Annotated in this window: 14 protein-coding genes; 5 read left to right on the forward strand and 9 right to left on the reverse strand. The window is 57.7% G+C overall.

Annotation, left to right across the window (positions count from 1 at the left end):
• Nucleotides 1–3 precede the first annotated feature (3 nt).
• Entirely contained in the window at nucleotides 4–621 is a 618-nt protein-coding gene (locus JWZ97_RS14820; RefSeq protein ID WP_205430813.1) for a hypothetical protein, read from the reverse strand.
• A gap of 404 nt (nucleotides 622–1,025) precedes the next feature.
• Here JWZ97_RS14820 and JWZ97_RS14825 point away from each other — a divergent pair, with 404 nt between their 5' ends.
• A complete protein-coding gene (locus JWZ97_RS14825; RefSeq protein ID WP_205430814.1) occupies nucleotides 1,026–1,961 on the forward strand; it encodes an SPFH domain-containing protein in 936 nt (311 codons plus the stop codon).
• A complete protein-coding gene (locus JWZ97_RS14830; protein ID WP_205430815.1) occupies nucleotides 1,958–2,398 on the forward strand; it encodes an NfeD family protein in 441 nt (146 codons plus the stop codon). The genes JWZ97_RS14825 and JWZ97_RS14830 overlap by 4 nt, the downstream gene beginning before the upstream one ends.
• Nucleotides 2,399–2,686: 288 nt before the next feature.
• Here the strand turns inward: JWZ97_RS14830 and JWZ97_RS14835 are convergent, their stop codons facing one another.
• The 5 genes from JWZ97_RS14835 to JWZ97_RS14855 form a co-directional block, all read right to left on the reverse strand.
• Nucleotides 2,687–4,669 carry a DUF3488 and transglutaminase-like domain-containing protein gene (locus JWZ97_RS14835; RefSeq protein ID WP_205430816.1) on the reverse strand — a complete coding sequence of 661 codons (1,983 nt, stop codon included), beginning with the start codon at nucleotides 4,667–4,669 and terminating at the stop codon, nucleotides 2,687–2,689.
• Nucleotides 4,666–5,616, reverse strand: coding sequence for a DUF58 domain-containing protein (locus tag JWZ97_RS14840; RefSeq protein ID WP_205430817.1), 951 nt, complete (start codon nucleotides 5,614–5,616; stop codon nucleotides 4,666–4,668). The genes JWZ97_RS14835 and JWZ97_RS14840 overlap by 4 nt, the downstream gene beginning before the upstream one ends.
• A 2-nt stretch (nucleotides 5,617–5,618) precedes the next feature.
• A complete protein-coding gene (locus JWZ97_RS14845; RefSeq protein WP_205430818.1) occupies nucleotides 5,619–6,533 on the reverse strand; it encodes a MoxR family ATPase in 915 nt (304 codons plus the stop codon).
• Between the two features lie 153 nt (nucleotides 6,534–6,686).
• A complete protein-coding gene (locus JWZ97_RS14850) occupies nucleotides 6,687–7,916 on the reverse strand; it encodes an HD-GYP domain-containing protein (RefSeq protein WP_205430819.1) in 1,230 nt (409 codons plus the stop codon).
• Between the two features lie 26 nt (nucleotides 7,917–7,942).
• Nucleotides 7,943–8,800: a YicC/YloC family endoribonuclease gene (locus JWZ97_RS14855; RefSeq protein ID WP_240342363.1), complete on the reverse strand. Its 858-nt coding sequence runs from the start codon at nucleotides 8,798–8,800 to the stop codon at nucleotides 7,943–7,945.
• A 140-nt stretch (nucleotides 8,801–8,940) separates the two neighbouring features.
• Here JWZ97_RS14855 and JWZ97_RS14860 point away from each other — a divergent pair, with 140 nt between their 5' ends.
• A complete protein-coding gene (locus JWZ97_RS14860) occupies nucleotides 8,941–9,810 on the forward strand; it encodes a serine/threonine protein kinase (protein ID WP_371822520.1) in 870 nt (289 codons plus the stop codon).
• An 8-nt stretch (nucleotides 9,811–9,818) separates the two neighbouring features.
• On the opposite strand, the gene JWZ97_RS14865 is transcribed toward JWZ97_RS14860, so the two are convergent.
• A complete protein-coding gene (locus JWZ97_RS14865; protein WP_205430824.1) occupies nucleotides 9,819–12,197 on the reverse strand; it encodes a penicillin acylase family protein in 2,379 nt (792 codons plus the stop codon).
• Between the two features lie 85 nt (nucleotides 12,198–12,282).
• Here JWZ97_RS14865 and rph point away from each other — a divergent pair, with 85 nt between their 5' ends.
• Nucleotides 12,283–13,011, forward strand: coding sequence for a ribonuclease PH (gene rph, locus JWZ97_RS14870; protein WP_205430826.1), 729 nt, complete (start codon nucleotides 12,283–12,285; stop codon nucleotides 13,009–13,011).
• 27 nt (nucleotides 13,012–13,038) lie between these two features.
• Entirely contained in the window at nucleotides 13,039–13,218 is a 180-nt protein-coding gene (locus JWZ97_RS14875) for a hypothetical protein (protein WP_205434732.1), read from the forward strand.
• Between the two features lie 123 nt (nucleotides 13,219–13,341).
• Here the strand turns inward: JWZ97_RS14875 and JWZ97_RS14880 are convergent, their stop codons facing one another.
• Complete coding sequence (locus JWZ97_RS14880; RefSeq protein ID WP_205430828.1) at nucleotides 13,342–13,770, reverse strand: DUF1353 domain-containing protein; 429 nt, start codon at nucleotides 13,768–13,770, stop codon at nucleotides 13,342–13,344.
• Nucleotides 13,771–13,906: 136 nt separating this feature from the next.
• Nucleotides 13,907–14,386 (reverse strand): hypothetical protein, encoded by a 480-nt coding sequence (locus JWZ97_RS14885; RefSeq protein ID WP_205430830.1) that lies wholly within the window; start codon nucleotides 14,384–14,386, stop codon nucleotides 13,907–13,909.
• Between the last annotated feature and the right edge of the window lie 66 nt (nucleotides 14,387–14,452).

The raw sequence follows: 14,452 nt of genomic DNA on the forward strand, positions 1-14,452 counted from the left end.
TGGCTACTGCCTTATACGCACCATGAAGTAAACAGGCCGCTCGTTTTCCACGACTTCAACCACGCCGCCGAAAGAACGTATTTCGCCGCGTTCCAGCATGTCCAGGGTCGGTGTGCCGTCCTTGTGTATCCCTATCGGCGATACCCCTATCTGCAGTCCAACCTCGTTGAAGAACAGGACATCGACGCGCGGATGAACCGCCAAGAGCCCGGAATTGTGCATCACCATCTTGAATTCGTGATGTTGTTCCTTACTCGTGCCGGCCACGCTGAACGTGACGTTTTTCACATACTCCTTGTTCAGCGGCACGACCTTGTCGAGTTCCAGTCGGCTTAGATGAGGCAAGCGCCCCGAAACCAGGGCCTCTACTTCTTCGCGCAATTTCTCCAGTTCGGGGCGAGCCATGGCGAGTTCCGCGGTCAATTTTTTGCTTTCGGCCACGAGATCCGAATTTTCTTTTTCTTGTACGCCGACCGTGACAATCAGAAACACCAAAACCAGCGTTTCCAGCGCCAGCGCCGCGACGATCACCAATATGACCCGCCTGCCCGACGAACTTCGCAGACTTCTGCGGTGCTCTCGTCTGCCCGAACTCGATGCGTAAGCCGTGTTTTCGTTCATAAATAGCGCTCGCTATGCAAAAGGGCGGATTGGAGAGATCCCCAGCAAATGTATCGTTTTGGGCCGGCAGGTACCGACCGGTTCAGAAATAGCATGCGAAGACGGCGGATAAGCTGTGGAAAAAACATGCCGACTTGGTGAGTCTTCAGAGACTCCCAACTTATCCACAATTCAATCACATTTCATCTCATCGTTTCGCACAAGCCATGTAATCGCTAGGCGCTTGTTTTTACGACGGAAAACCGGCTTATCCCCGAATATTGACTACATTGTAATAAATATTTTTTTTAAAAAATATTGTTACAACTAGTGGAATGCACTTTGACTCAAAAGTGCTCATGCTGGTCCCAAGTGACTATGCTAAGAAGAACTTTTTCATCAACCGCCCATATGAGGAGGTCGCAATGACCGGTTTCATCTCCTTGGTGTTTTTGATCTTCGTTTTATCCATCGTGTTCGTAGTGCTCAGCGTCAAGTTCGTACCGCAGGGAACTCAATACACCGTACAGCGCTTTGGCAAATACACGCGCACGTTGACCCCCGGTTTCGATTACATCATTCCCTTGATCGAACAGGTCGGTGCCAAGATAAACATGATGGAACAGGTATTGGACGTGCCTTCGCAAGAAGTCATCACCAAGGATAACGCCATGGTCCGCGTGGATGGGGTGATCTTTTACCAAGTCATCGATGCGGCCAAAGCGGCCTATGAAGTGACCAATCTGCAATGGGCGATCCAGCAACTGACGATGACCAATATACGCACCGTGATGGGCTCCATGGATTTGGACGAATTGTTGTCGAAGCGCGACGAGATCAACATCCGCTTGCTGTCTGTGGTGGATGACGCGACCACCCCTTGGGGCGTGAAGGTGACGCGCATCGAGATCAAGGACATCGCGCCCCCCAAAGACCTGGTCGATGCCATGGCTAGGCAGATGAAAGCCGAGCGCGACAAACGCGCTTCGGTACTGGAAGCGGAAGGTTTGCGGCAAGCCGAGATTCTTCGTGCAGAAGGCGAGAAACAGGCCGCGATACTGCAGGCCGAGGGCAAGAAGGAAGCCGCTTTCCGCGACGCAGAGGCGCGCGAGCGCTTGGCTCAAGCCGAAGCCCGCGCCACCCTGTTCGTATCGGAAGCCATTGCCAAGGGCGATATTCAGGCCGTGAATTACTTCATCGCACAGAAATATACGGAGGCACTGCAACACATCGCGTCGGCTCCCAACAACAAGATCGTTCTGATGCCACTCGAAGCGTCCAGCCTGATCGGCTCGCTCGGCGGCATAGGCGAGTTGACGAAAACGCTGTTCGACAAGAAGGCGGAAGGGACCAAGGTATGATGCGGGAAATCGTGTTTTGGCACTGGTGGGCCTTCGGAGCCTTGCTGCTCATCCTGGAGTTGCTGGCGCCGGGTATGTTTTTTCTGTGGATGGCGGAAGCGGCGGGAGTGACCGGTTTGCTGTTGTGGATGTTTCCGACGCTGCCCTTGGAATATCAAGTCATCGCGTTTTCAGTGATGTCGATCGCCAGCATCGGCGTGTTCCGTAAGTATTTGAAAAAGCATCCCATCGTCAGTGATCAACCCTTGCTCAATCGACGTACGGCAATTTACATCGGCCGCGTTTTTACCCTGGAGCAGCCGATCATCAATGGCCAGGGCCGTATCCACGTGGACGATACCAGTTGGAAGATACATGGCGATGACTGCCCCGCTGGCACCAAGGTGCGTGTGGTGGACGCGGACGGCGTTGTATTGAAAGTCCTCGTGGTCGAATAACACTCGAATGCGGCAGATGCGTGAGGGATATCAATTGTTAAAAATTTTTTTAAAAGAAAGATAATTTTAATAATTAAGTCAGATTTATTTGTGGATAAGCCGTTCTTCCCAAAATAAGTCAAAGACTTGGGTGTCTTTCGTGGGTGTGGGCAATCGTGTTTTCGGTGGTGCAGGACCTGTGGATAAATCGGGTGCTGGTCGATATCCAGAATGTTTGCACGTCCAATTCACAGGTTTGCACACGGACTTATCCAACGCTCGACCGCGCGGCAAAATGAAAAGCAGGATTTAGAGCTTCAGAGTTCTGACAGCCTTATGCAGACGGTTCAGGTCGTTCTGGCTAGGGATTCGTCCGTAGCGTATTTTCAGATAGAGACCGGTGATTTCCGCCAGGATATGGCCAGCGTCCGGAAAGGCCTCGCTGGCACGATTCGCGTAGGCGAGAGGTCCTTCCGTCGGATGCCGAACGAGGCCCCGCTTGGCGAGTTTCGCGCAGTAGCGTTGATAGATGCGCACGCACCTATCGCCGCGCACGGAAACTCGCCGAGGGAATATCCACCATGCGGCTACAGCGCCGAAAACCGCCAGGCCGACACCCAAGCCCAGGGCGAGTCCGCGCCAGTCCACGATGCCTAGCATCGCCATCAAACGGCTTTGGTTTTCCGGACCGTAGCTCAGCACCCATAAATTCCACTGATGGTCGATGCTGGCCCAGATCTCGCGCGACTGACGCCAGTATTCGCTGAATAGGGAACGTCCTTCCTTTGCCATGCCTGCCGGGAGATTGAAGCGTATTTCTCCTGCGGCGATCTGGGTGTCAATATCGAGTCCACGCTCTATGCGCTCGGGGGCGACGGCTGCAGTAGGGTCTATCCGTGTCCATCCTCGATTTTGCAGCCAGACCTCCGCCCAGGCATGGGCGTCCGCTTGTTTAACTTCGAGGAAGCGCCCGACATTATTCCATTGCCCTCCCTGGTAGCCCGTAACCAGACGCGCGGGAATACCTGCCGCCCGCATCAATACGACGAACGCGGTGGCGTAGTGTTCGCAAAATCCGCGTCGGGTTTCGAACAGGAAGGTGTCTACGGGATCGCCGCCGAGCGGGGGGGGATCCAGCGTGTAATAGAACGACTCATCGCGAAAATAACGCAGGGCTCGTTGAACGATGTCGTCAGGGGCGGATGTTTCGGATTTCCAGCTTTCCACCAAGGCCTTGATTCTGGGGGCGGGCGGTTTGGGTAGTTCCAGACCTAATTTGGCTTCGCGCGGAAGCAGATCGCCGGTGTTGTAAGCGGTATGGGACTCCAGATGGAAGCGGGCGCGTTCGCCAATTTTGTTCCTGGCGATCAACAGGTATTCACTCGTCTGACGTACGTCGGACGGAAAGTGCGAAGGCAGATCCAGCGCCAACACCCAGTTTTGTTGGTGGGGTTCCAGGGTGATGGTGTAGCCGATGGCGGAACCCGACCAGGCCGGCATTCGTGGTTCCGATCTGAAGTCTGCCGGCAGGGTCCAGCGGCGGCCATCGGTTTTCCAGAAGACGGGACCTCTCCAGTAACGCAGGTTTGCAGGCGGAGGAGCCTCGTCGAATTCGACCCGGAACGCCGGTTCCTGCGAGAGCGCCAAGCGACTGATCGCACCTGGTTCCACGGTATCGCTCAATCCGGATATTGCCTGAGGGGTATCGTCGGGCAGCTTCCACAACGGACCCGGCACTCTGGGAAAGAATACGAACAACACCGACATCAAGGGCAGCGATAGACCGACCATCACGGCGGCGAGTTTGAGTCTCTGGCGCAACGCGTAGCTGTCCGGGCTGTTGAAGCCGATCAAGGACGCGACCAGCAATACCACGATAGTAAGGGTATACGCCGCCATCCATAGGCTTTGCGAGAATAGAAATTGGGTGACGGCGACGAAGCAGGCCAGGAAGAACACCAGATAGACGTCGCGCGCGGATTTCAACTCCATGAGTTTCAATCCCAGGCCTACCGTGAATAAGGCCGCCCCGGCCTCCCGGCCGTAAAAACGGTGGTATTCGAAATAGACCAAGCCTGCGCCGGCGAAGGTCAGGAATAAGAGCAGCCATCGATTCGGCAAGGCGGCTCGCCCGTACAGGGCGGCTCCGCGCCAGGCGAGCAACAGACCGACATACCCCAGGACGGACGGTTCGAGATTGTCGATGTGTGGCAGCAAGACCAGAAAGACGGTTCCCAATAGCAGTCCCAGTCGTGTGCGGTCTTTCGTTGGGTGGATCAGATCGGCGTTCATAGACCGGTTCCAAATAAGGCGAGACCTTCCAGGCAGCGGCTCATATGCAGTGGGCCGCGACCCGGTAAGACACTGAGTCCGGGTATTCGTAAGGAGTAGGGAATGCCGGCCGATTCGGCGTCGATTACCCAGCGGCATAATCGGCTCAACTTAGCTTCGGTGTCCTTGCCGGGGGTTAGTACCCAGTCGAACAGCAACTCATGGTGCTCTGCTCCCCGGTATTCCTTGATATGTACCCCCTGACCCTTGGCGACACCTTTCCAATGGATGTGACGCAGGGGATCGCCGGGTTGATAGCTCTGGAAGCCGTGAAAATCATCGTGGTCCAGCCGGTGTCCTTCGGTACCGGGATGTTCTGGAAACGGCAGCGGATCGGGAGACGGTCGGGGGTAAACCAAGACCCGTTGTTTCAGATTGACCGGCGACCAGGCGCGAAACAGACCCAAGGGAAACGTGCTGCTCAAAGTCACCGTAGGCAGGTTAAGCCAGCCGCGCCGTTCGGCCGGCACCGGCAAGGGTATCGTCAGGCTTTCTCCCGGAGGGAGATGGATCGTTAGCTTGGGACTTTGCTCGAGGGTCAGGACTATCGCTAGACGTGGCGCGGTGGTCGGGTTGTCGATATGCAGTTCGAAGTGAGCCTTTTCTCCGACGAAAACCGGGCTGACTCGTCCCCGGCGCAGCCTGATACCTGCGAGATTGCGAAAGCCATAGAGTATGCCGAGCAGCGCGATACTGGCGAGCAGGAAGGTCAGGATAAAGGTGAGGTTGTTGCTGTATTGCGTGGCCGTCAGGACCTGAATCGTTAACAAAAGCGCCAACGCCCAGCCACGGCGGTTGGGCAGGATGAATACCCGGCGGTGATCGAGCTGAATAGGGCCGTCGACCGCTTTTTCACCTCGGAAAAAGCGTCGCGGATCCAGGCGTTCGCGGAACGTGAGTCCGGCCATGCTCAGGGTATCGGCACGCGTTCGAGCAGAGGGAAGACGGTAGTTTGGGAATCCGTTTCCGCGCTCGCGGCAAGCTTCAGCCGGTGGCCGGCGACGGGCGGCAGTACGACCTGGACGTCTTCCGGCAGCACGGCGTCCCGACCTTCCAGGAAGGCCCAAGCCCTGGCGGCATTCAGCAGCGCGAGTCCTGCCCTGGGCGAAAGTCCGCTTTGATAGTCGGCCGACTCCCTGGTGTAACGTATCAGCGCCTGCAGATAGTCGAGCAGAGGGTCTGACACGAATATCTGATTGATGTCTTCCTGTATTTTCTTCAGTTCACTCGCTTCGAGGCAGACCGGCAATCTTCCGAGCAGTGCTAGACGCGCCTCTCCCCGCAACAAGGCACGCTCCGAGCGGCTGTCGGGATAGCCCATGGTGATGCGCATCAGGAATCGGTCGAGTTGTGATTCCGGTAAGGGGAATGTGCCGATCTGGTAGTTCGGATTTTGCGTTGCGATGACGAAGAACGGTTCAGGCAGCGGTCGGGTCTCGCCGTCTATCGTGACTTGGTGTTCCTCCATGGCCTCCAGCAACGCGCTTTGCGCCTTGGGTGTGGAACGGTTGATTTCGTCGGCCAATATCATCTGGTGAAAGATGGGGCCTGCCTGGAAACGAAAGCTGTGGCTGTTGGCGTCGTAGATGGAAGAGCCGACGATGTCGGCCGGCAATAAATCGCTGGTGAACTGAATGCGTTGGTAATTGAGTCCGAGCAGATTGGCCAGTGTATGGGAGAGGATGGTTTTTCCCACTCCGGGGACATCTTCGATCAATAAGTGTCCGCGTGAGAGCAGGCAACATACGGCTAGGCGAATTTGGTGGTGTTTTCCTAGGATTACGGTGGAGGCGGTTTCGAGCAGTTTATCAATGGCGGGGTGCATGGGTTGAAGGCGTCAGGGAGTCTAAGTCCGATTTAGTATGGCCCGTTTGCGAAACTTCGTCCGGCTTATCTGCGCATATTCAGATTCCTGGTTGCAGTGCTGAATGCTGTTCCACGTGGAACATCGTATGGGTGAACGATCAAGGGATGAGTGTTAGGTCCCGGTCGTCGCCAAGGAATAGCACCAGCTTGAGTGCTCGCGGAGTTTCGCCACCACATCGCGGTCGAGTTCGCCGGAGGAAACCCGCTTATCCAATTCCAGCAATATTTCGTTCAAGCTCAGTTTGGGCCGGTATGTCCGGTGTTGAGCCAGGGCCTGAAAAATGTCGGATACGCTGATGATGCGTGTTTCCAGATCCAGGTTCTTCCCGGCGGTCTTGAATGGGTAGCCCGCGCCGAGCAGGTTTTCGTGGTGGAGGCCGGCCCACTTCGGGATGTTCGAGTTGCCGAAGACCCTGAGCAAGATGCGATAGGTATCGTAGCTATGCCTGTGGACGCAGGCTCTTTCATCCGGCGTGAGTTGGCCGGGCTTTTCTATGATCTCTTCCGAAACGCGTAGCTTGCCGATGTCGTGCAGCAGCCCGGCGATTTCTATCTGGTCCAAGGTATAAGTGTCGAAGCCGAATTCGCCGGCCAGGAAGCGGGCAATCTTCGCGACCCGTTGCGAATGTTCGTCGGTATAAGGGCTCTTGGCATCGACCACATGGGAAAATAGGATCGCAACGTCCTTGAGCGTCGGATAATCGAGTTCAAGCGGAGGAATGTGGGTGCCTAGCGTATGGATGTCTTCATCCAGATAATCGGCCTCCATGGCCAGCCAAAACGCCTCCACGTTGGCGACTTCGGTAAACGCATACACCAGATCAGGGCAAAATAGCACGCCGGCGAGTTCGCTAATTCGGGCGAGGATGGGTGCCCGCCGGGTCAAGATGCGTTCCGTGCCGAGGTAAGGCGTTTGCAACACGTCGACACGATCGACCAGAAAGATCAGATTGGCACGAAGCTTTATGGACTCGGTGAGGGGAAGTTCCACCAAGTGTTCCCAGCGCGTATGGTGATAGCGAATCTCATCGGCTAGGTGGACGAAAGGCACGCAATCGGCCAGGTAAGCCGCACCGCGTATGCAGTGTTCTTCCGCACCTTCCCACTCCAGAGTAGCGGTCAGATTTCGGTGTTCTTCCGTCTTGGAAACGCCGCAGTCGTGCAGCATGCCGGCGTAGAAAATGGAAAGGCATTCATCGTCTGACCAGTTCAGCGCCCGAGCGACCCGGTAAGCCATGACGGCGACGCGCTTGCCATGTCTGACCTCGTCCACGCCGACCAGGTCGAGTGCGCCGCTGAGGGCGATGACGGCGCTGTGCAAATCTATGTTCAAACGGCCCATGGAGGACTTTGATACTCGGCGATCCATCATTCGATATTTTGTATTTGTTCGCGTATCTGTTCGATTAACACTTTGATCTCGACCGCTGCACGGGTGGTGCCGAGATCGGCCGATTTGGAACCCAGGGTATTGGCCTCCCGGTTCATTTCCTGCGAAAGAAAATCCAGGCGGCGTCCGGCGGGTTCATCCGAATTCAATATGCGCAACATCTCTTCGACATGGGCACCCAGTCGATCGAGTTCTTCCGCAACGTCCATTTTTTGGGCCAGATAAACCATTTCCTGTTCCAGGCGGTCGACGTCCGGTTTCAGGGATGTTTCGGCCAGTCGGCTCAGTAGCTTGTCCCGCACTGCCTGTAACACGTCGGGCAAGCGGCCGCGCACCGTCAGGATGTGCTCGGCGATCTGAGCGAGACGGGGCCGGACGATATCGACCAATTGCCGCCCTTCGTTTTCGCGCGCGTCGATCAGTTTGCCCAGTGTTTCATCGAGCACACTCAGCGCGTCGAGCTGCAAGCGTTCGCGATCGATTTCCGCTTCGTGCAGTACGCCGGGCCAGCGCAATAAGTCGAGCGCCGAAAAAGGCGCCAGCGCCTTGGCGCTCAATGCCTCGATCTGCTCCGCTGACGAGAGTAGGGCGCGTACGCGCGGAGGATCGAAACGGAGCGTGTTGGCCTCCGAGTCGGCGGATTTCAGCGCCAGACTGATTTCGACCCGACCGCGCTTGATGCGGGTCGAAACCATAGCCCGGACTTCGCCTTCCATATATCGCAGCGATTCCGGCAGCCTCAGGCCAAGATCGAGATAACGGTGATTTACCGACCGCACCTCCCAGGCATAGTCCCAGGGTCCGACGGTGCGGTGGGTATTCGCGAAAGCAGTCATACTGCGTATAGCCATTTCTCTATATACTCTGTCGTCAGTTATCAAAGTCTGCGCATGGTAACCGATTACCCCCAAAAACTGCCCTCAGCTCGATGTCTTCCCACTTCAATTCAGACGAATATCCTCGCGATTGGTATTTCTTGCAGCCGGGAACGGTCGTCGACCAGTACATCATCGAGCGTTCTTTGGCCAGCGGGGGGTTCAGCACGGTCTATCTCGCCCGCCAACGTTCGGATCAGCACCAGGTCGCGATCAAGGAATATCTTCCGCGCCGGTTGGCTCACCGCACTTGGCAGAACCAAGTCATACCCAACGACGAGGCGTCGCGCAAACTGTTCATCCGCGGACGACGCCTGTTTTTCGAGGAAGCGAAAGTTTTGGCCGGGCTGCGCCATCCCAATATCGTCGAGGTATTGAACTTCTTTCAGGCCAACGCCACCGTGTATCTGGTCATGACCTACGACTACGGCAAGGTGTTGAGCGGCTATTTGCAGGAAAAGGCCGGCGGCTTGAGCGAACAGTTCATGCTGACCGTTTTCCCGCCACTCCTCGGCGGCATCGAGGTGATACATGGACGCGGCCTGCTGCACCTCGATATCAAACCGCAGAACATCCTCATACGCCCCGGCGGCGACCCCTTGCTGCTCGATTTCGGCGCCGTACAGCCCTACCCCTATGACGGCCAGGCCAAGCTGGGTACGGTACTGACCAGCGGGTTCTCACCCATCGAGCAATGTTCGGACAGCGGCGGGCTGGGACCGTGGAGTGATATCTACGCCGTGGGCGCAACCATGCGCATGTGTCTGGACGGCAAGTCGCCGCCTCCTGCCCCCGAACGCGTGGATAAGGATCTCCTGATTCCGGCGGTAAAAGCCCACAAGCGCAAATACCCGGCTTACCTTTTGAAGGCCATCGATGCGGCAATGGCCATCCGGGCGGAGGACCGGCCGCAGTCGGCCGCGGCCCTCCGCGATATGCTGCTTGAGGGGCAGGAAAAAGACTTGGGGTGAGGAGTTTTTCAGTCTTCGCGAGGACGCAAATACAATTCGGTCCGGCTTGCGCCTGGCAGGAAGGGTAGCGGGCGTCCTTTCTGCCAGGCCGCCTGCTGGTCGCGATAATGAGGCGAGAAAGGATTTCCGGACTGGCCGGCCGGCATGTGCAGGATGCCGTCTTCCGGATGATTGGGGGAGACGGCCATCCGTTCGGTTTGCCCGTGCGGATCGCCACTGACACGCACGCAGAAACTCGCGCATCCGGGGCTGTCGAAAGCCGCCATGTTGAGCCATTCCGCCACGGCGGGCGGTAGTTGCCTGGCAAACGGATGACGGATGACGATACGGTTGACCCGGCCCCATGTCAGCCGTTCCAGTGGAACATCGGGAAAGCGCGCACTCAAGTCGCGTGCGGCATCGAGCAAAACCTGCTGCTTCAGATCGCGCCAATTGCGATGGCGCGTATCCGGCAGGTTCGATGGATCACTCTCATTCAGCAAAGCCCGCATGGGCGTTTCCATTTCCCTCCAGGCATAGGCGAACTGCGAGTCCAGGCGTCGGCCGTGTTCGATCACGGGGGCGAACAAGATTTCTGCCAGTTTCCTGCGGTAGTTCACCAGCAGCGGAATGCCTGAGCTGTCCGCGTCCATGCGTCCGTTCCAGGCTGATATCGCGCCTCGCGCCTCGCGCAGCAGCGGCTCCTTGAGGGCTTCCTCGTCGAGCACCGACAGGGCCAGATCGCGATAGAAATCGAAGATCTCGCTCCGCGTATCCAGTTGCACATCCAGCATTTCTGCTTCCGTCGCGTCCTGCAACGACTTCAGTCGCTCGCTTATGCGCCAGGCCCGGTAGCCGTTGGAAAAATTGTGACCGATGACGTGCGGATAGTCTTTGCCCAGGGTCCGGTTGTTCGCAGTGGCCAGAAATCCGGAGGGCGGATCGACGACGCGCGGCAATTCATCCGGCGGAATGAAGCCATCCCATCCGACTACGCCGTCGCCCCAGTTCAGGCTGACCGATCCGTCGAAACCGCGGCGATGCGGAAACCGGCCCATGTAAGTCCAGGCAATGTGACCACGGGCATCGGCCAGCGCGACGTTCTGCGGTGGCGCGCCGGTGCGGTTCAGCAACGCCATGGCTTGTTCCAGCGTGTCCACCTCGTCCATTTCGGTCAGTTTCAGATCGACCGCCGCCGGGTCCAAGGCCGTCCAGCGTATAGCCACCGGGTGTTCCAGTAGCGGTGTTTCCGCGACGGGCCCCCAGATCGTCTCTTTGATGGACAGTTGGATACTGTTCCCGCCCTTGACGGATACGGATTCCCGGCGCGGCTCGAATGGGCGCCAGCCTTCCGGCGTGCGATAAAGCTCCGGATGGTCAGGATTGATTTCCAGACGGACCAGATCGAGCAGGTCGGCGTCGATGTTGGTGAAACCCCAGGCGATTCGGCCATTGCTGCCGACGACCAACATGGGCAAACCCGGCAGGGTCAGTCCCGTCAATTCCCGGCCGGCGTAGCGCAAGGCGGCGCGGTACCAGATGTTGGGGACGCCCAGGGACAAGTGCATATCATTGGCGACGATGGCGCGTCCGTCGCGGGTTCTGCTACCGTCGACCGCCCAGTTGTTGGAGCCGGCGATCAGCGCTTCCGTATCTATGCCGGCTTCGATATCGGCCACCGCGAGGGTCTTCGATGTGGCGAGCAGGGCCTGCCAGTCCCCGGACGGCAATGGCCTGGCCGGGCGGCGGGATTCCGGCCCGCCCGATAGGGTCGTGGTAAAGGGCCCGCTGTCCGGCGTCAGGAAAGCCAGCAGTCCGGCGGGAAGCGCCTGAGTCATCACCGACAGCATGCGCTCGTCCTGTTCCTGCCCGTTGAGGGTCTGGAACATGCCCAGTGCCACGAGCAGACTGTCTTCGGGCCGCCAGGGCTCGGGCGTGTAGCGCAAGGCGATGAATTCCGGCGGCAGGACGAACTGGTCTTTCAGTCTGGCATTCACGCCGTCTGCATAGTCCGTCAATAATTGGACTTGATCTTTCGGCAGTGTCGCCAGGATGCGGCGGGCGGCCTGTTCGAAGCCGTAGACGCGTTGATGTTTGTCGACTTCCAGCGCGGCGGTTCCGAAGATTTCGGCCAGCCGTCCCGCGCTCTTACGCCGCATCAAGTCCATCTGGAATAGCCTGTCGCGGGCATGGAGATAGCCCAATACGCGCATGGCATCGTAGCGATCGGAGGCGGAGACCGTGGGCACGCCCAGCCCGTCGGTCGCCACTTGGGCCGGATGTGTCAGGCCCGACAAGACCTTCGTCCCGGAGGGTTCGTTCCGGATCTCCCGGACCAACCAACTCGATGGAGCCGCGATCAGGGCGGCCGGTAAGATCAAAAACAGTAAGACGCGTTTCGCTCGCATGGCCTTTATCACCCGAATTATCTGACCCCGAGGGCTCCGTGCAATTCGGGTATACTGCCCCTCTTTAATTCCGAGCCCCACGCCTATGAGACCCAGCGGACGCCAACCCGACGAACTGCGCAAGATCGCCCTCACCTGCCACTATACCAAGCACGCCGAAGGCTCGGTATTGGTGGAATTCGGAGACACCCGGGTGATTTGCACCGCCAGCGTCGAGGAAAAGGTGCCACCCTTCCTGAAAGGCAAGGGTTCGGGCTGGATTACCGCCGAATACGGCATGTTGCCGCGTTCCACCCATGACCGCATGGGACGGGAAGCCTCGCGCGGAAAGCAGGGCGGCCGTACTCTGGAAATCCAGCGCCTCATCGGTCGCTCGCTGCGCGCGGCATTAAATTTGGAAGCCCTGGGCGAGAGGACCGTCACCCTCGATTGCGACGTGATCCAGGCCGATGGCGGTACCCGTACCGCGTCCATTACCGGAGGTTATGTCGCTTTATCCCTGGCCATCGCGCGCCTGATGAAAAATCGCAAGCTCAAGGCCAACCCCTTGCACGGTCAGATAGCCTCGGTTTCGGTCGGCATCTACCAGGGGGTACCGGTGCTCGACCTGGATTACCGGGAAGACAGTGAAGCCGAGACCGACATGAACGTCGTCATGAATGACGCAGGGGCCTATGTGGAAGTGCAGGGTACCGCCGAAGGCCATGCGTACCGGCGGGATGAACTGAACAGCCTGTTGGATTTGGCTGCCAAGGGCATAGACGATTTGCTGGTTCACCAGCGCGAAGCACTGGCGGCGGCGGGTATCCGGTGAGTGTGACGGCTATGGGCGGGAGGCGGCATGATCTTCAATTATTTCGCGCTTTTTCTGGTATCGGTGGTCGGCATCGTTTTTCTCGATGATGACATCACCAGTGTATCCATCCAGGAATGGATACTCTTCGCTGTCATGATTTATGCGGTGTTGGGCATATTCCGCCATTACCGCGATCTGTTGAACCAGGAAAGACGTCGGCGCTAGTGTCGTGTCTCCTCAATCGAGGCAGTCATCCTCGTCGGATGGATCGCCGTCTATCAGGTCATACGAGTCCAGTTCGGGTAGCTGGGTGATGGGCTACCCGGGTCACGTCGCCGGCCGCTCACTTCAAAGCTGGCAACCGTTCGGCGCTCGGGTCAGCGGGCGCTTGGATGCCGGATCGGCCGAGGGATCGCCGAAACGCTTTACCCCTTGATAAACCCACCACGCGCGTAACGCCCCCATTCCGTCTTCCAGGCAGATCTTCTGTAGTAGACGATCGGCCTGTTCGCGGTACTTGTCCTTGTCCAGATGTTCTTCTCTCATCAATTGGTACAAGGCGTCGTGGATCAGCGAACCGCGCATGAACGTCAGGGTATCGATGGTCGGTCCGGACGGACCATCCCAGGCGTAACCCTCGCGCAGGCTAAGTTTTCCCTGTGCATCGAGGCCGATGTAGCTGGTTGCGATCGATACTTCCGGTTTGATGTCGATCAATACTTCGTAGCTTTCCTTGAGCTGGTATTTATAACCGTCCTTGTAGGCTATGCATTTCATCGTTTATCCCTCGCGCATAGGTATGGGGTGATTGAGGTAGGGTCGGGGCAAACACGCGTAAGCCGGACGCAACGGTAAATCATCCGTACTCCTGATGGCCAGATGCGATGTGTCTACCTTACGCGCGCCGTTCGAGTCAGCTCAAATTCTTTCGCCAAGCGGAGAGGCTGGCCTTCACCCGTTCTTTCGTGCTCATGGCCAGGCGGTAGACTGCCGTTTCGGAGATGCGCTCATGCGCCCAGCTCAGCCAGGCAACGAGGGTGTTATAGATCAGGGCGAACCAGGAAAAACTCAGCAACTGAGTCTTGGTGAGCGCGAACACTCTGGCCACCAGCAGGGTGCCCAGCAGTTTGGCCAGTATTTCCACCAGCACGCCTTGCAGTATCAAACCATGGGCCAATAGCCAAATCGCCGCGAGGTTGATCGGCGTAACGATGCCGAGCGGCACGGCGAAAGCGACCACCGCGACATTGGGCGAGACCTGGCTCAACCAGCGCTCGAAGCGGGCCAGATGCAGCAGGCGGGCTAGTTGGCGACCCAGCGAGGTGAGAAGCTCCCAGAGCCATTCCTCGAAAATAAGGACGACGGCCAGGAGGGAGAGCAGCAGTTTCTTCATGAAAATGTCCAGACATCGGGAGGGCGCGAAAATAACCAGTCAAAGCTGACGGCTTTCACGTTTGCC

The organism is Methylococcus sp. EFPC2 (assembly GCF_016925495.1).
Taxonomy (GTDB): domain Bacteria; phylum Pseudomonadota; class Gammaproteobacteria; order Methylococcales; family Methylococcaceae; genus EFPC2.